This is a genomic window from Bhargavaea cecembensis DSE10 (assembly GCF_000348905.1).
In the GTDB taxonomy this organism is placed as follows: Bacteria; Bacillota; Bacilli; order Bacillales_A; family Planococcaceae; genus Bhargavaea; species Bhargavaea cecembensis.
Map to the genome: position 1 here is coordinate 1 of NZ_AOFT01000002.1, position 16,157 is coordinate 16,157.

The window sequence follows — 16,157 nt, forward strand, 5'->3', positions numbered from 1 at the left end:
CCTTACAGGCAGGTTGCCCACGTGTTACTCACCCGTCCGCCGCTGAATCGGGGGAGCAAGCTCCCCGTCATCCGCTCGACTTGCATGTATTAGGCACGCCGCCAGCGTTCGTCCTGAGCCAGGATCAAACTCTCCATAAGAGAGTATGAGTAAGCTCATACTTTAAAGCTGGCATATCAAGTGATATGTCCGATATCATTTGTTCCGTTTCCCCGACGGGGTCGGGTTCCGGGAACTCATTTCATCAGCGTTTTGCTGTTCAGTTTTCAAGGTTCATTTATTGTCGATGTGTTGTTCAGCGACCTTCTTAATATAACATGCGGCGCACATCACGTCAACAACTTTTTGTTTGTTTTCGTTCGACGCGTTACTTGGAAACGCAACGTTGATAACTATACACCGCATTACCGATCCGCGCAAGCCCCCATTTTATAGTCGAAATCTTTCATCAGCCGACCTTGCTTTCTGATCTGCCTATATAATGAAGTGTTCCGTTGTGTTACAATTCAGATAACAAATTGATAAGGGGCGATGGCATGAACCGTCGGCTGGTCCAGTTCTGCAGGCTGCTGTTGGGTATCATCTTCCTTGGTGCGGGGATTAACGGATATGTCGTCTTTTTCGGCTTTGAGCCGTTTATTGCGACGAGTCCCGAGGCGATGGCGCTGTTTATGTTTGACTACCTGCTGTTTGTTGAGAAGTCACTTGAAATCATCTGCGGAATTCTTTTGCTCACCAATCAGTTTGTTCCGTTGGCTCTGGCAATGTTAAGTCCGATCGTTGCGAACATTTTCCTGCTGCACCTGTTCGTGGACCCGTCGATGCTGGCATTTGCCGTGGTGGTTGTCCTGCTTTATGGGTTGCTCTTCTATCAGAATAAGAGCCATTTTTCCGGGCTGTTTGTCCGGAAGCCTTCCGCTCCGGATCGCGCTGCCCCGCCAGAGGCTGCACCGCTTGGAGATTGACCCCAAATCAAAAAGGCAAGCAGGGGCTTGCCCGGCTTGCCTTCGTCAAAGGACGTTCCGTCTGGAGCGTCTTTTTTTAATCGTTAAGCTCTGTTCTCCAGCTGCAGATTCAGCACATCGTCCTCTTCGTTGCCGAATCCGGACCGGATCACTTCAAAATTTCGGATCTGTATCGCCGAGACAACCGGATGTTCTTTAAAGTAACCCGCAATCAGCTCTGTCATCGGAACACGGATCTCGCGGGTGATTTTGGAAGGGCCGAACATGTGATACCCGCCTCCGCCGACCGCGCGGTATTGGTTAAGAACGATTTCAAGTGTTTCATCAGGTTTTAACAGATGGCCTTCATGGATCAGGACCGTGATGCGGTCGCCGGGAGGCCGTGTGAGGTCGATCGTGTACTCGATTCCTGCGTACATGTCGTAATTGTAATGCTGCGGTTTCGGGTGGATGAACTCCGGGTTGATGCCAATCTCGCCATCCGGGTCAAGCTCAAAATAGGTAGCGGACAGTTCGAGTGCTTCCTTGAGGTCGCTGCCGCTCACCCGGCAGACAGCAAGTGTGTTCGGATATAGGTAGTTGGTGACGATATCCCGCATGGTGACGCTTGGCGGAAAACCTTCCGCCTCTTTGCTGAATAGGGATGTCGCTGAAATGGCGCATCCGCTGTGATGCATCTGGACACGGTTGATGAAGTCGACGTAGGCATGCCCGCTGATCCTTGCGGCGTGTGCGTCTTTGATGGACATGTCACCGACAATCCCTCCGACGGGCCTGTCGAGCCATGCTTCCATTTCATCTTTCAGACCAGTGAACCGCTTCGTCAGTACAGGGTCCTCTTCTTTTCCCTTCACCTCTACAAGTGAAGCCCCGCAGCCGTTGATGCGCCAGGCGTCTTCCTGACGCTCCAGCTCGAGCGTCACTTTACCGACCGCTTCTCCCCGATAGCCTGGCTGGATCACCGGAATGCCGTTTTTGATGGCCGCAATTTTTCTGTGCTGGTGGCCAGTCAATAGAACGTCGATCCCCTGCACTTCTGTGAGAAGCGCGTAGCCTTCATTTTCCCCCGTCAGCATCTCAGTCGGCTCTCCGGACTCGAGGTCACATTCCAGTCCGCCATGATAACTGACTACGACCACGTCTGCAATTTCCCGGAGCATCGGTACGTATTCTTTTGCGCTGTCGACCGCTGATCGGAATGTGAGCCCGGCGCAGTGGTCCGGATGTTCCCAATGCGGTATGTATCGGGTCACGAGGCCAAGCACCGCAATGCGGACGCCATCCTTTACGAAGATCTCATAGGCCTTCCCGGTGATCGGTTCCCCGGTCTCATCCAGGATATTGGCTGCCAGCACCGGAAATTGGGCAGCCCGGACTGATTCCATCATATAGAACAGGCCATGGTTGAACTCGTGGTTGCCGGGAACTCCGGCGTCAATCTCCATGGTGTTCAGCGCTCCAATCATCGGTTCCGCTGTTCCCCGCTCTCTTTCCATATAGGAACTCAGCGGCGACCCCTGAATAAAATCCCCGTTGTCGATGACGAGGACCGGCCCGTCCGCTTTGTGCTTTTCCTCATGAATTACTGTTGCCGCTTTAAACAGGCCCATCTCCATTTCCTGATCTTTTTCTCTGCCATCTCCCGGGAAGAGATAACCGTGCACATCACTTGTCTCCAGAATGGTCAGTGTCAGCTTGTCCATCGCGCCCGCCTCCATTCAATTCTGCTGCCTTCTGTTACCGGGTATGTACCGGAAGCTCCGCTTCTTTTTCTGCCGTTTCCTTTCCATACCAGACTTGCGCCTTCGGAAGAAATGTCGGAACGTCTGCAAGCTGAAGTTCCTGATGGAATACTTGCGGCCGGAGAGTATGCCAGGGAACGGTCACGCCCGCCCCGATTACTTCTGCGATGGCAATCAGGTCCATCTGTCCGGCATGTCCGCTCGTGCCCATTTCCGTGAATCTGAAATGATGTTTTTCAAGCCGTGCCAGCATGTCCGCATATCGGGGGTCATAAGTGCCGAGCGGTTCCCCGTTGCTGTGGCAATAGATTCCCCAGTCAAATTCCTCAACAAATCGGATATTCGGATAACTGTTCTGGAGAACAAAGCGGCCGGGATGTTCGGAAAGCTCATGCAGAGGGATCGTTTTTTCGGATATCGCGTCACCAATCACCGTTTCTTTCAGAACCGCCAGTTGAAGGTCAGGATGGAATGTTTTCAGAACCCTGGCGTAAGGCTCTTCGAATACCATCATCCTGCCGCTCCGTTCGGCTGCTTCTGCCACATCCTTCATCCGCTCGATATTGCGGATATACGGATTGATGAAAACAATCGCTTCCGTTTCATCACGAAGAAGGGTTTCCAGAGATTTGATCAGCTCTTTTTCTGTGGCAGGAGAGGCCGATTGATTGTCTGTCCGATCGGAGCTGTAGCTGGTCCCCTCGAGCATCAGAACATCCGGCTGCCAGCGTTCAGCTTCCTTTACCCAGCTGATCACGTTTTCGGGGCGGTTGCCCGTCAGGCGGAGATCGCCCGAATGGATCAGTTTCATGTCGTCCGTCTCAATGAAAAGCGCCGAAGACCCAGGGGTATCATGGTCAGATGCCTTAAAGGTTACCCGGATGTCCCCTACCGTGACAGTCTCATTGTCACCGACCGGGCTGAGTGAAACCCTCGCCGGCTGCTCTTCCCCGGCCTCGACGAGGATGCTATAGAGGCGGTAGGCCTCCTTTGAAAGATAGACATTCGTCCCCTCCGGCAGATGCGGCAGGCCGCCCATATGATCCAGATGAAGATGGGAAATGAAAATTGCGGTCTGCGGCATTTTTTCATGGACCGTGCCGGCCGCATCTGACCTAAATCCTTCTGTGTCATACAGGCCCGGGATGGCAGGAAGGCTTCCGTCTATGATCAGCTGTTCGGTCAGCGGCATCCCATCCGGATGATTTGCGGCTTCCCCACTAAAGGACAAGCCAAAGTCACAAATGACTCTGGCCTGTCCGGTGAGGATCTCCACGATGTTGCCGCCGATGGTGTCCAGACCACCCCAAAATCGGTAGCGAGTCATCGAGCATTCCTCCTTATCAGTTTCCGATAATGCTTTCTGTCTGCTGGTCAAGTCCGGTCAGTGCTTCCTTAACGTCCGTTCCGTTGACGAGGACGTCATCGAGCATTTCGATGAATGCGTTGCGGTATTCACCATGGCCTTTGAACATGGCGGAATTTGCAGCATATTCCAGTTCCTTGTTCGCCGCTTCGGCCGTCGGGTTCTCTTCGAGGAAGGCCCGGTATTCCGGAACATCCTGTGCTGCCCGTGTAATCGGCACATAGCCGGTTTCCATCGCCCAGAACGCCGTGTTTTCAGGCTGGAGCAGGAAGTGGATGAATGTCACGGCCGCTTCCTTTTCCTCTTCCGATGCGGAAGCATAGACGCCAAGATCGTTGCCTGCAAGAAGTGTCAGCTGTTCACCGTTGAATGCAGGGATTTCAGCAGTTCCCCAGTCTAGCCCGTTTTCATCGGCGGACGGCTGCACGTGTGCCACACCGGCGCTGGAACCGATATAAAGCGCGGATTCACCGCGGCTGAATGGTCCGGAGAAGTAGCCGTCTTCTCCTGCAGTGCGCGCATGTCCATTGCCGATCGCATCCATGAGGAACTGCAGCGCCTCGACGCTTTCAGGGGAATCGATTTCAACGTCAAGCGTCTCCTGGTCGATGAATGCCGAACCGTTCTGGCGGGCCATCGTCTCGAATTCCATTTCAAAGCTGTTTTCAAGGCCCATGGCCACACGGCCGTCACCGGCTTCGGTCATTTTCTCGCCAAGTTCGATGACTTCATCCCAGCTTGCCGGAACGTCCATGCCGTATTCATCGAGGATTTCCTGGTTATAGAACATGATCCGCGTCGATTTGGAGAATGGCATGGAATACATCTTGCCGTCGTATTTCACACCTTCCAGGAACCCTTCATAGATGTCGTCAAGCTCGTCCTTGGAAAACGCGGTGTCGCTGACGATCAGGTCATCCAGCGGCTGGAGCAGGTTGTTTTCGGCAAGATCCGGCACCTGGCCCGGTGTCAGCTGGGACATGGTCGGAAGGTCCTTGGATACGCCCGCCGCCATGATGGACTGCTGGAGGGAACTGTAGTCGCCCTGGTTCATTTCCTTGACGACGATTTCATCCTGGGATTCGTTGAACTTCTCTGTGAGCTCGGTGATCGCATCCTGGTGAGGGCCGTTCATTGCATGCCAGAACGTCACCTCTACTGTTTCTCCGTTTTCTTTTTCCGCCGCATCGGCCTCATCACTGCTGCTCGCGTTCCCGCCGCACGCTGCCAAAAGCAGACTGGCAGAAAGGAAAAGCCCTGCCCCAAGTGTAAATTTACGATTCTTCATCTCATTCTCTCCCCTAATTTTCTTTAATAGTGAGTTTGGGCTCCTGGCATGTACAGATTCTAACTCGAAACTTTTGTGGGTTGATTGAAGCGTAGGACACGAGACTCCTGCGGGAAAAGCGGGCCAGGCGAGACCCCGCAGGACGTAGTCCGAGGAGGCTCGCGGACCGCCCGCGGACTAGCGGACGCCGTCACGCAGAACGGCGTCTGTGGCCAAAAGCGAAGCGTTGGCCAACAAGTGTCCGAAGTGGAAATCAACCGATTCTCATGGATGAATCACCCCTTCAACCCGCTCCTCGAGATGCCCATGATGATGTACTTCTGCAGAAACAGATACAGGATGATCATCGGCAGAACGACGAGTGTCGAGGCGGCCATCAGCAGTTCATACTTCGTCCCTGCCTCAGTCGTGAAGGCCTGCAGTCCGACCGGCAATGTGCGGAGCATCCGGTCGTTCGTGACGATCAGCGGCCACATGAACGAGTTCCAGCTGCCGATCACCTTCAGGATCGTGATCGCTACAATGGCGGACTTGGACAGCGGTACCATGACCGACCAGAGAAACCGGAAATCACTGCATCCGTCCACTTTGGCGGCATAGTACAGCTCATCCGGCACCGACACGAAGTTCTGATGCAGGATAAAAACCGAGAACACACTTGCCAGGTACGGAATGATCAGCGCCGCATACGTATTGATCAGCCCGAAGTTGGAAAGCGTCACAAAGTTCGGGATGATCAGAAGTTCACCGGGCACCATCATCGTCGCGATCAGGACTGTGAACAGCAGGCTCCGGCCGTAAAACTTCATCTTCGCGAATGCGAAAGCCGCAAGGATCGTCGTAACCAGTTCCCCGATCGTTGAAACCACGGTCACGAGCACACTGTTCAGGAAGTACTGCCCGAACGGAGCGGCCTCAAGCGCGGTCCCGTAGTTGCCGAACTGAAGCACATCCGGCATCCAGACGGGCGGCATCGCGACCGCCTCCGCCGGAGTTTTCAGCGATGTGACAACCATCCAGTAAAAGGGAATCAGCATCGTGATGGCACCGATCGACAGGGCAGTATAGATAAGCCCCTTTTTCAGAACATCCGCCATTCCCGCATCTGCCAGCAGCCAGCTTGCCCGTTTGGCCGGCGGCAGTCCGGCGGGCGTCTCCAGCACTTGTTTCATGCCGTTTCGCCTCCTTTCTCAGTAATGGACAAACTTCCTGTTGTAGGCGAACTGGACCAGCGTGACGGCAAGGATGATGACGAACAGGACGACTCCCGCCGCGGCCGCGATGCCGTACTGGTATTCGGTGTAGAACTTCTCATACAGGTAATACACAATCGTCAATGTCGACTTGGCCGGTCCGGGCTTTGCCTGGAACAGGGCATACACTTCATCGAACACCTTGAAGCTGTTGATGACGCCGAGTACCGAAACCAGGAAGACGGTCGGCCCGAGGAGCGGCAGGGTGATGTTCCAGAACCGTCTGAACCCCGAGGCTCCGTCGACTTTGGCAGCCTTGTAATACGTCTCGTCGATGTTGTTCAGGCCGACGAGGAACAGGATGATATTGAAGCCGAGTCCTTTCCAGACCGCCATGATGACAAGTGCCAGCATCGAGTAGTCCGGATCGGTGATCCAGTGGACCGGTTCGATGCCGAACCATCCGAGAAAGTAGTTCATCAGTCCGTAGTTCCGGTGGTAAAGCCAGTTCCAGACAAGCGAGATGGCAACCGTACTCGTCACAAACGGCAGGAAGTAGACCGTCCGGAAAAAGCCGGAGAGGAACTTGATCTGATTCAGGAGCAGGGCGATGCCCAGGGAAAGGGCAATCGAGATCGGGACGACGCCAAGAACAAAGATGAATGTATTCTTGATCGCGAGATAGAAATCCGAATCCTGCAGGATCGTCGCGAAGTTGCCGATCCCGTAAGCATGGACCACATCCTCGTAGAAGTTGTAATCCGTATAAAAGCTCATCGCAAACGACTTGACGATCGGATAAAGGTTGAACGTGAAGATGATGAGCATCATCGGAAGGATGTAGAGCCAGGCCTTCATCGTGCTTTTCAGGGTCGGGTTCTGGATCATGTATCCGCACTCCCGACCGCACTGCCAGCTTCGCTCCATCGGACGGATCGGCCAGATTGATCAAAGAAAAGGAGATCTCCGTCCCCGGCCGTCAGATTGACCGTCTGACCCTCCTCCACTTCTCCTGGCAGGCCGGTCACCACCATTTCCGCTCCGTCAAGACGGACCTTGGCGGACACGTCCCTTCCGATCCGCTCAATATGGGTGACCTCACCCCGGAACAGGGCGTCTTGCGTATGATCGGTGGCCATGATGCATTCAGGCCGGATGCCGACCGTCTCGATCCGGCCCGCAAACGGCTGGGGGATGTTCATCATCCTTCTGATTCTTCCGTTCGGGTCAAAAGGAAGCATATTGATCGCCGGCTTGCCGAGGAAGCTCGCGACAAACAGATTGTCCGGCCGTTCGTACAGGTCACGCGGCGTGCTCATCTGCTGGATGGCTCCATCGTTCAGCACCATAATCTGGTCCGAGAGGCTGAGCGCCTCCTCCTGATCATGGGTGACAAACACCGTTGTGATATTCGTCTGCTGCTGGATGCGTCTGATCTCCTCGCGCATCTCAAGCCGCAGCCTTGCATCCAGGTTGGAGAGCGGTTCGTCCATAAGCAGGATGGACGGCTCCTTCGCAAGCGCGCGGGCGATGGCAACCCGCTGCTGCTGGCCGCCTGACAGCTGTTTCGGCTTTTTGTCGATATGCTCCCCGATCCGGACAAGATTGGCGAGTTCAAGTGCCCGTTCACGCCGCTTGTTTTTCGGGACTTTGGCCATTTTGAGCGGGAACATGATGTTCTCCAGAACCGACAGATGCGGGTAAAGCGCATAGTTCTGGAAGACCATCCCGACCTTCCGCCTGACCGCATCCAGCTTGGTGACTTCCCGGTCCCCGAAGAAGATCCGCCCTTCTGTCGGGAACATCAGCCCTGATATGAGCATCAGCGTCGTGGATTTCCCGCATCCGCTCGGCCCCAGCACCGATACAAGGGAATGAGCCGGAAATGTGAAATCTATGTTTTCGAGTACTTTTTTGTCCCCATACGACACGGAGACTTCTTCAAACCGGACCTGCAACGTGTTCACCTCTATGTATCTTCTGTCCGGATCCTTGTGGTTTCCGGCATTCTTTCTGGTGCCCGTCCATTATAGGGGTTCGACTTTTGCCGCCATATGAAGGGGTTGTTAAGAATTGCTTAAGGCGGTTTTTTAGATTTACGAAAGTTTTACAGTGAACAAGCCGGGAAAATGAAAAAACGACCGCAGACATCGGTTGTCTGCAGTCGCTATAGATATCGTTCATTCAGGCTTTGGCTGCCGGATTGCTGGCGGCCTGCCGGATCACTTCTTCTACCTTTCCCGGATTCTCGGCAGTCAGCATGTGGGTGCAGTTTTCGAACGCGATCACCGTTGAATCCGGGATCTGTCCGTTCAAAAATTCCGCGGTGTCTTTGGAATACAGTGTGCTCTTGTCACCATAGACAATCTGTGCCGGCACCGTGATGTCGGCAAGCATGTCCCGGTAGTCGGCCGTCACCATGGCATGCCACATGGCAGCCAGCACATGCGGGGAATTGGAGGCGGACAACTTCAGCATTTCCTCAAGCTCGGCTTCGCTCAGGTATGGGACGGTCCGCTTCATGAAGGTTCTTGTGAACCCTTCAAATTCTCCATACATCTGTGTGAGATCACTGTCGGCATCAGCACGGGTATATTCTCCGTGCCACAGGCCCAGGTTCCAGCCATCTTCATTGACGAGTTTCGGTGTCATGTCGAAGATCGTGAAGGAGCGGAGCCTGCCGGTGCCATGGTTGCGGATGTATTCAAAACCGGTTGATGCGCCCATTGAGTGGCCGGCAAGCGTCACTTCGCCAAGGCCGAGGTGATCCATGAGTTCTTCCAGATCGTGTGCGAATCGACGGAGTGTCAGCCCCTGGTCGGTCCGGTCGGATTGACCGTGTCCCCTCAGGTCATAGGCCACCACCCGGAAATCATTGCTTAAGCGTTCGATCGGCTCTGCGAAGGTTGTATGGTCACCCGACCACCCGTGGACGAGGACAATCGGCCGCCCCTCGCCCTTTTCCACGTAAAACAGGGTCACACCGTCACTCGTTTTAAAAAACGCCATTTCACTTCCCCCTTCTTCTATGAATCAGACTGTTCTGAATCAAGTATACCAACAGGAACCGGATTTCATATAAAAAGACACCCCGCCGGGTGCCTTTTTGCTGTACAAGTACAGTTTAAAGATTCATCTTATTGAAAAATTCCTTGCGGTACTCCGGATAAAAACGGGTCCAGTAAAGCTGTGTAAGCTTCAGCGTGATGATTCCGACCAGCGGAAGAAGCAGCAGCGCAAAAAATCCCGGATGGTCCGTGATGCCGAGGTACAATCCCATAACGATCCCCAAAATGACAAACAGGGCACTGACATACCAGCTTGCCAGGAACGCCAGCAGGAAAACGGCGCTCATATAGAGAAATGTAAACATTTTGGCTTTGTCACCACGGGTCGTCAAACTGCGGAACTTGTTCCAATTCCGTTTGACCTCTGAGGCGATTTCCTTGGTGATGGCCCAGTTTCGTTTAATGAAAAAATCCAATTCTCTTCCTCCGTCGTCTTGCCTGGTCCGTCAGTTTTCCAGTTCGAAGTCCGCATTCTCCAGCTTGACGACTTTGTTTTCTTCCGTGATCGACTGGAGAACTTCTGCGCCTTCAGGCGTGACCGGAACAGTGAACGGGATGGCGTGTCCCGGCTGGATGGTGCCCGCGAAAGGCTCAAGAAGCTCGACCCGTTCCTTTTCCAGCACATATTCGATTCCGTCACCCGTATCAACACCGAGCGTATAGTCGAATGTGATGTTCTTGATCGGCTGCTCAAGGCGGTTGACCCCCAGGAAGAACATCGCCTGGCCGCCTTCCGTCTGATTGGCCAAGGTCAGCGGATGGACACCAAAGTCACCCGGAACCCCGACTTCAGGATTGCTTTGGAGGAAGGCCGACAACTGCTGATACATCTCATTTTCAAGTGTCACGCCGTTTTCCTCGTCCGCTTTCAGCACCTGGATTTCAACAGGTTCCATTTCTTTGTCCTGTGTCACGATTTCCTGTTCCTCCTTCACTTCCGGTTCGTCGCTGTCAGCCTGACCGCCGCAGCCGGCCAGCAGTACGGCCAAAGTCAAAAACATCGCAGTTCGCTTCATGATGCATGCACTCCCGAAAAAACCGGATGATGAGTCCGGTGATTAGTTTTTTTCAGCCGTCAGGCGCCGGAGCTCTTTTCTGAGCTCGATTTCGCCCGCGGTTTCCAGGCCTTTAAAAATGAGTTCCCGGATGTGTTCGTGATCAAAGAACAGATTGGTATCCGACGACAGGTGGCCTTGGGGATACGGGCATCCGACATAGTCCCAGACTCTGTCACCTCCGCCAATTCCGCTTTGTTTCCTGCCATAGATCATGATATTCGGTTCCACGCCTTCCATCCTGACGACCGATCCGATCGGAAGAAGGTCTTCCCCGATATGTAAAGCCGTTGTATTGAACCTGACTGTCATGCCGGTGGTACTCCTTTCGTCCACAGAATTATTCGGTTCCTTTTTCAACACCTATTCCAAATCTTCCGCCTACAAGGAAACGGAGGTCGATCAGAAACTCTCTGCCCACTCTTGCTTCACCCCCGACGCTACCCGCCGAAGCGCCGAACGTGAGCTTGACATTATAATCAGTGAACGGAATCCCGACAGTCGGGTTCAGCTCACCTTCCCATAATGAAGCTTTGGCGGCCAGGCCCACATAGCCATCATCATAACCCGCATAAGCTTTTGCATCCCCGACGGTATAGTTGGCCCCGATGCCCGTGCCGCCGACGACATCGCCAAGATACGGCATGTTGCGGTCCAATTCCACTTTCGCATCATACTCCAGGCCCTTTGCTTCCGCATTGACCAGCGGAAGGGGAATGTCCACGCCCAGCACAGAAGCTTCGTCAATCTTGGCATCCGCGCCTGCCTGCAGCATGTTCAGCGTGCCCCGTGCATCCACATAGTCCGTGTCCGCTTCCATCTGACCGTGAATCAGCGTGAAGTCAGCGCTGCCGCCGATCAGCGGATCATTATCATTGAGGCCGGACCACTCACTCTCCAATTTGCCGGAGCCGCCGGTTACTGTGCCGTATTTCCCGAGCGCAACGGAGTCCCCGCCGATGACAAAGTTCGGCTCTTCTTTCTTCGGGGCTCCGGAAGTGGTGCCGGCAGCAGCATATGTAGGGAATAGCAGTCCGTTCTGACGATTGGCTAGTGCGGTCATCAGAGTCGGTGAGGCGTACGGGGGATAGCCTGCAAGCATTCCGGGTCCTGCCGGGAAGCCATTTGCCGTCGCCGGATTCATCCCCCCACCCGGCGTCCAAAGGAAGGATGTCAGCGGGGCGTTAAAGCCGGATAACCCCGAGACGCCGCCGAGACTTGAATTGCCTGCGGCCAGATCGGCCCTGAGCGGACTCATCCTGGTCATGAAGGACCATTGATCAGCCCTGAAACCGACATCGGTCAGCCCTTCATTAAACATGCGCTCCAGATCTGTGATCCACAATTCCATCTTCCTGATGCCGTCATTGACCGATGCAAGGGCTCCGGTCTGCGAAGCATCGAACTGGTGAAGGTCCGTCACTGTCTGATCCCGTTTCTTTTTGGCATCCTGTACGCCCTGCTGCACCTCGCTGTCATCCAGGTGTGGCAGGCCGACGATATCGGACACACTGTCCATAATGGCATTGGCTTCATCCGTCAGACTTCCGGTGAGAGTGGCGATTTCGGAAAGGCCTGCCTCGATCTCACTCTCGAGGAAACTTTCGCGGATATGGCCATCGGCTGCCGGTTCCAGGGCGTTCAGCGCTGAATCCATCTGCTGAAGGATGCTTTCGAACTGAGATTTAAACAATACAAAGTACTGCAGAAGCGGCAGGTGGCAATCCCGGTAAAAAGCCCGGATCGCGTCGCCTCCCTCTCCTTTTAATGATTCCTGAAGTGAGATCAGCTCTTCCGTCGCCGCCCTGATCATCTGCATTTCTTCTTCCAGGCGCATCAGCGTCTCGACATTCCGCTGCATGCCCTCACGGAATAAGGTTACGTCCAATACTTTCATGCCGTCGCCACCTTTACATATTTGTTTCCGTGACCCGGCAGACATGCAAACAGCCCGCCGGGATTTCCGGGTCCGGGCGGGCTGTTTGGTATTTATGGCTTGTCCCCGGCAAATTCCGCCGTGCCTGGTCGATTTCTTTTTCTCGTAAGTATCGTAACATATCAAAAGAGTCGGTTTTTCGTACTTATGCACCGTTTTTGCGCATGGTCCCAAAATCCTATTGATCGATAAGTCCGATCTTAAGCGTTCTCCCTGAAGAAGCGCAGCACATTGTCGATGATTTTCTCATGGTCATTGTCCAGCGTGGCGACATGGTAGCTTTCTTTGAGCCGGACTGTCTCTTTCCCGACTGATGCAATGCCGTCACGGATGATGTCCGAATTGCCCGGAGGGACGACATGATCTTCATCAGAAACCAGGATCAGCGCAGGACAGCTGACCTGGCCAAGGTCCGCGCGCACTTCTTCCATGAGTGCGAGAATCTCCTTCACCGACTTGACCGGTGTTTTCTCGTAAGCCAGTTCGGTGACGCCCGGCTTCTTGATGTCTGATCCGATCGCGTCAAGGAACCGGACGTCCTCCGTGTCGCCGACTTCTTTAAGTGCCGGCATGTCGATGGCAGCATTGATGAGTGCAATCGCTCTGATCTCGGGGTGCCGCTGCGCCATATAAAGCGTCAGCGTGCCGCCCATCGACAGACCCGCCATGTAAATGGTGTCACACCGTCCCCTCAGCCAACGGTAGCCTTCCTCGACCGATCCGATCCAGTCGTGCCGGCTCGTGCGCTCCAAGTCCTCATAGTGGGTACCGTGCCCTTTCAGGCGAGGCAGGCACACCGTGTAGCCAGCTTCCGCCAAAGCTTCGGCGAGCGGGCGCATGCTCTGGGTGGACCCTGTGAAGCCGTGCGAAATAAGGACCCCTTCACGTCCCCCTTCCGCGTAGTAGGGCTCTGCATCTTTTAATACCGGATACTGTTCTCCCATCCTGATCCCTCCCTGTTTGAAATGCCAACTGCTGATTCCTAATTCGATGCAAGTTTCGGTATTCCTTCCGACGGCGCTTATCATGTTTACATAATATAATTATCTTTGTTCAACCATGCTATTCCTTGCCGGATCTGTCATGTACCAGGTCAGACGGATAATATCGCCGTCCCGACAGTTCGCTGTCGTCAAGCCCCAAGATCTTCACAATCGCCGCGCTTTCAAAGCTCCAATAGCCATAATAGATTTCGTCCCTGTGAAGGTGCAGATCATGCCACGCGGCCTCATCGTGTTCCTCGTACCAAAATTTCCGCAAATAAACTTTCAGCCCCCAAATACTCTGGTGCTTGTCTTTCGCAAACAGTACCCGTTCCAGATGCCGATAAGGTCGCTTAAAAAGGAAATCACGTCTTGCTGGCTTTTGGATGCCCCCATTCAACAGAAAGTCGATCAGTGCATCCTTCTCTTGATAAACAGATGCAAATTGGCTGATCCGGCCAAACAAGTCTTCATCCACTTCCAGCAGGGCGGCTAAAGACAAAAGGAGAACGCAATCCTGGAAGTGGTCGTAGCCATAACGGCCATCGTCCATTTTCTCCATCCAGCCGACGACTTCCGGGAGAAACGCTTTGATCTCATCCAGTGGATATCCCGCTGAATAGAGGGCGAGCAGCTTAGTGCGGTAAAAAAGGGCGACCACACCATAGCCGTACTGTACACCTTCATCCTCCTCTCCCCGTTCCTTGATTACTTGCTTGATCAGACTTGTGAACTCCGAAATACGTTCCTCTTCATGGGCGATAAAGCGTTGATAATAAGCTTTGTCCCTCAGGAAATCACGGACGAATCCGTCATTCGAAAGGCTGGCGGCACCGCCTGCGAGAGCCTGCTCTTCTTTCAGCAGCTGTTCCTCAAAAAAATCTGCATAGGTTTCCCAGCTTTCCTCCACTTCGACGGGTTGCTGTTTCTTCAATTTCCGGATGTCGTCTTTTTTGATCCAAAAAACCGACGGAATGGTCTCTGTGCCCAGCAAAATCAGTCTGTCTCCATCTTCAGTCAGGACGATGAATGAATCAGGCAAAGAACGGTATTTCCTGAATCTGACCGTGTCATTACAGATATCCGGTTTATCCATCACATCCATGTCGAACCGGAAATGGTCAATGCCTCCGAGAAGTCCCCCACCAAAAAACGATGCGATCTCACGGAATTCCAGAGGAAGACTGACTTCCAGATATTTTTCTGCTTTCCTGAGTTTCCGCTTGCTCGTTCCTTCATCCGGGTAAAGCCGTTCATATCGTTCATTTAAAACTCTGATCCGTTCCTCCATGACAACCCCTCTCAATCCTCACAGCTTTGGCGATGCTTTCCATCAGTTTATCATTCCCTCTGCTTTCAAGGGACGATGAAATAGAGCCCCCGACGGTTGTCGGAGGCTTCATCGTTATACTGATGCGGCTTCTTTCTGGGTGTTTTTCAGGTCTTCAAACAGTTTCTCGATCGTACCTGCTCCGACATTCTTGTACTTGGCGAGGATGACGAGTTCCTGCGGCAGCTGGCCTGCACGGCGGATACCCGATTCCTCCAGCTGGCGAATGAAACCTGGTGTCAGCGAGGGGAAATTCTCCTTGGTCAGCTCGGCCCCGGCGAGGGTCTCCGTCACGACGATGGAGTCTCCTTTATGGAACAGGAACAGCTCGCCCGGCCGCTCGATCCGGATCCGCCGGCGGGCTTTTTCCTCTTCGATGAATTCTGCCAGCTCTTCGAAAAACTGCTCGTCATTTTTCTCCGTGTACCGGGTAACAGATAGATGAAGACCAACGAGGTCAGCCGGCAGTTCACTCATGATCCGCGCTTCTTCCGCTCCGTGAAGCTTGACGAGAAAACGGACCGATTTCTCGAATCGCTGCGGCAGGAGGAATGCATCACGCAGAAAGTACGGGACGTCAAGCGTCCTGTCGCCATAGCAGATCTGCCGGACGGTTGTGTAACCGGGAGACTCGTCAAACGGTTTTGCCTGAGGGACAACAACTTCCCGGGCTTGGTCGGGCAGGGCTTCCCTTGCCTCTCCGCTCAGCGTCTTTCTGAGGAGATCTTCCAGCCGGCCGAGACGGGATTCCAGCTCCGGCAGTTCGAAAGTCTGTTCCTCCGGCAAAGCAGGATCCCGGTATTCCGGGAATATGAAATCGGGATTCCCGTATACTTCCGTGTACCATTTCATGACGATATACAGCTGCTCCCAGGCTGCGACAGACTCGGTCACCCGGAATGCCCTCGGCTGATGAGCTGCGCGGTTTCCCGCCATCCGGATCTCATGGAGCGCATCCCTTACTTCGTCGGTCAGCAGTCCCTGACGGCCGACTTCGTCGAGCCGTTCCTTTAGTGACTTGTGCTGCACGTCCGGAATTCCTTCTTCCTTCATGACCAGCTGCAAGACTGAGTCGATCAGCACACGGGCATGCGTCAGCATCGTACGCGGGCTTGTATAGACGGATTGCTCCAGCTCCCCCGCGACAAGTGCGAGGTGCTGGTGTTCCAAAAACGCATAATAATATCCACCGTTTAAATTCACAGTGCTGACTCCTTCTCTATAAACAATC

At 53.9% G+C, this 16,157-nt stretch carries 15 protein-coding genes and 1 rRNA gene; 1 reads left to right on the top strand and 15 read right to left on the bottom strand.

The window, feature by feature from the left end:
• A 16S ribosomal RNA gene (locus tag C772_RS01685) occupies positions 1 to 140 on the bottom strand; the annotation flags it as partial.
• 396 nt (positions 141 to 536) lie between these two features.
• On the opposite strand from C772_RS01685, the gene C772_RS01690 reads away from it, so the two are divergent.
• Entirely contained in the window at positions 537 to 965 is a 429-nt protein-coding gene (locus tag C772_RS01690) for a hypothetical protein (protein ID WP_008296868.1), read from the top strand.
• An 83-nt stretch (positions 966 to 1,048) separates the two neighbouring features.
• On the opposite strand, the gene C772_RS01695 is transcribed toward C772_RS01690, so the two are convergent.
• The 14 genes from C772_RS01695 to C772_RS01760 form a co-directional block, all read right to left on the bottom strand.
• Positions 1,049 to 2,668: a bifunctional metallophosphatase/5'-nucleotidase gene (locus tag C772_RS01695; protein ID WP_008296870.1), complete on the bottom strand. Its 1,620-nt coding sequence runs from the start codon at positions 2,666 to 2,668 to the stop codon at positions 1,049 to 1,051.
• A gap of 34 nt (positions 2,669 to 2,702) precedes the next feature.
• Positions 2,703 to 4,034 (bottom strand): MBL fold metallo-hydrolase, encoded by a 1,332-nt coding sequence (locus tag C772_RS15980; protein ID WP_008296871.1) that lies wholly within the window; start codon positions 4,032 to 4,034, stop codon positions 2,703 to 2,705.
• Positions 4,035 to 4,050: 16 nt separating this feature from the next.
• Positions 4,051 to 5,361, bottom strand: coding sequence for an ABC transporter substrate-binding protein (locus tag C772_RS01705; RefSeq protein WP_008296874.1), 1,311 nt, complete (start codon positions 5,359 to 5,361; stop codon positions 4,051 to 4,053).
• A gap of 275 nt (positions 5,362 to 5,636) precedes the next feature.
• Positions 5,637 to 6,533 carry a carbohydrate ABC transporter permease gene (locus tag C772_RS01710; protein WP_008296876.1) on the bottom strand — a complete coding sequence of 299 codons (897 nt, stop codon included), beginning with the start codon at positions 6,531 to 6,533 and terminating at the stop codon, positions 5,637 to 5,639.
• Between the two features lie 18 nt (positions 6,534 to 6,551).
• The gene (locus tag C772_RS01715) at positions 6,552 to 7,442 is read right to left on the bottom strand and encodes a carbohydrate ABC transporter permease (protein WP_008296878.1); all 891 of its coding nucleotides are present in this window, start codon (positions 7,440 to 7,442) and stop codon (positions 6,552 to 6,554) included.
• Positions 7,439 to 8,521 (bottom strand): ABC transporter ATP-binding protein, encoded by a 1,083-nt coding sequence (locus C772_RS01720; RefSeq protein ID WP_200858831.1) that lies wholly within the window; start codon positions 8,519 to 8,521, stop codon positions 7,439 to 7,441. Before C772_RS01720 ends, C772_RS01715 begins: the two co-directional genes overlap by 4 nt.
• A gap of 217 nt (positions 8,522 to 8,738) precedes the next feature.
• Positions 8,739 to 9,563: an alpha/beta fold hydrolase gene (locus C772_RS01725; RefSeq protein ID WP_008296882.1), complete on the bottom strand. Its 825-nt coding sequence runs from the start codon at positions 9,561 to 9,563 to the stop codon at positions 8,739 to 8,741.
• Between the two features lie 115 nt (positions 9,564 to 9,678).
• A complete protein-coding gene (locus tag C772_RS01730) occupies positions 9,679 to 10,038 on the bottom strand; it encodes a hypothetical protein (RefSeq protein ID WP_008296884.1) in 360 nt (119 codons plus the stop codon).
• 30 nt (positions 10,039 to 10,068) lie between these two features.
• Complete coding sequence (locus C772_RS01735) at positions 10,069 to 10,638, bottom strand: putative periplasmic lipoprotein (protein WP_008296885.1); 570 nt, start codon at positions 10,636 to 10,638, stop codon at positions 10,069 to 10,071.
• Positions 10,639 to 10,680: 42 nt separating this feature from the next.
• Complete coding sequence (locus C772_RS01740) at positions 10,681 to 10,989, bottom strand: DUF4176 domain-containing protein (RefSeq protein ID WP_008296887.1); 309 nt, start codon at positions 10,987 to 10,989, stop codon at positions 10,681 to 10,683.
• Positions 10,990 to 11,017: 28 nt separating this feature from the next.
• Positions 11,018 to 12,574: a ribonuclease YeeF family protein gene (locus C772_RS15985; RefSeq protein ID WP_008296889.1), complete on the bottom strand. Its 1,557-nt coding sequence runs from the start codon at positions 12,572 to 12,574 to the stop codon at positions 11,018 to 11,020.
• Between the two features lie 239 nt (positions 12,575 to 12,813).
• Complete coding sequence (locus C772_RS01750; protein ID WP_008296890.1) at positions 12,814 to 13,557, bottom strand: alpha/beta hydrolase; 744 nt, start codon at positions 13,555 to 13,557, stop codon at positions 12,814 to 12,816.
• A 118-nt stretch (positions 13,558 to 13,675) separates the two neighbouring features.
• Positions 13,676 to 14,887: a PoNe immunity protein domain-containing protein gene (locus C772_RS15990; RefSeq protein ID WP_008296892.1), complete on the bottom strand. Its 1,212-nt coding sequence runs from the start codon at positions 14,885 to 14,887 to the stop codon at positions 13,676 to 13,678.
• A 114-nt stretch (positions 14,888 to 15,001) separates the two neighbouring features.
• Positions 15,002 to 16,129 carry a DUF4145 domain-containing protein gene (locus C772_RS01760; RefSeq protein WP_008296894.1) on the bottom strand — a complete coding sequence of 376 codons (1,128 nt, stop codon included), beginning with the start codon at positions 16,127 to 16,129 and terminating at the stop codon, positions 15,002 to 15,004.
• Between the last annotated feature and the right edge of the window lie 28 nt (positions 16,130 to 16,157).

Coding starts and splice junctions, on each gene's coding strand:
- C772_RS15980 (WP_008296871.1), bottom strand. CDS start 4,034: ATGACTCGCTACCGATTTTGGGGTGGTCTGGACACCATCGGCGGCAAC.
- C772_RS01690 (WP_008296868.1), top strand. CDS start 537: ATGAACCGTCGGCTGGTCCAGTTCTGCAGGCTGCTGTTGGGTATCATC.
- C772_RS15990 (WP_008296892.1), bottom strand. CDS start 14,887: ATGGAGGAACGGATCAGAGTTTTAAATGAACGATATGAACGGCTTTAC.
- C772_RS15985 (WP_008296889.1), bottom strand. CDS start 12,574: ATGAAAGTATTGGACGTAACCTTATTCCGTGAGGGCATGCAGCGGAAT.
- C772_RS01705 (WP_008296874.1), bottom strand. CDS start 5,361: ATGAAGAATCGTAAATTTACACTTGGGGCAGGGCTTTTCCTTTCTGCC.
- C772_RS01710 (WP_008296876.1), bottom strand. CDS start 6,533: ATGAAACAAGTGCTGGAGACGCCCGCCGGACTGCCGCCGGCCAAACGG.
- C772_RS01725 (WP_008296882.1), bottom strand. CDS start 9,563: ATGGCGTTTTTTAAAACGAGTGACGGTGTGACCCTGTTTTACGTGGAA.
- C772_RS01715 (WP_008296878.1), bottom strand. CDS start 7,442: ATGATCCAGAACCCGACCCTGAAAAGCACGATGAAGGCCTGGCTCTAC.
- C772_RS01735 (WP_008296885.1), bottom strand. CDS start 10,638: ATGAAGCGAACTGCGATGTTTTTGACTTTGGCCGTACTGCTGGCCGGC.
- C772_RS01740 (WP_008296887.1), bottom strand. CDS start 10,989: ATGACAGTCAGGTTCAATACAACGGCTTTACATATCGGGGAAGACCTT.
- C772_RS01695 (WP_008296870.1), bottom strand. CDS start 2,668: ATGGACAAGCTGACACTGACCATTCTGGAGACAAGTGATGTGCACGGT.
- C772_RS01750 (WP_008296890.1), bottom strand. CDS start 13,557: ATGGGAGAACAGTATCCGGTATTAAAAGATGCAGAGCCCTACTACGCG.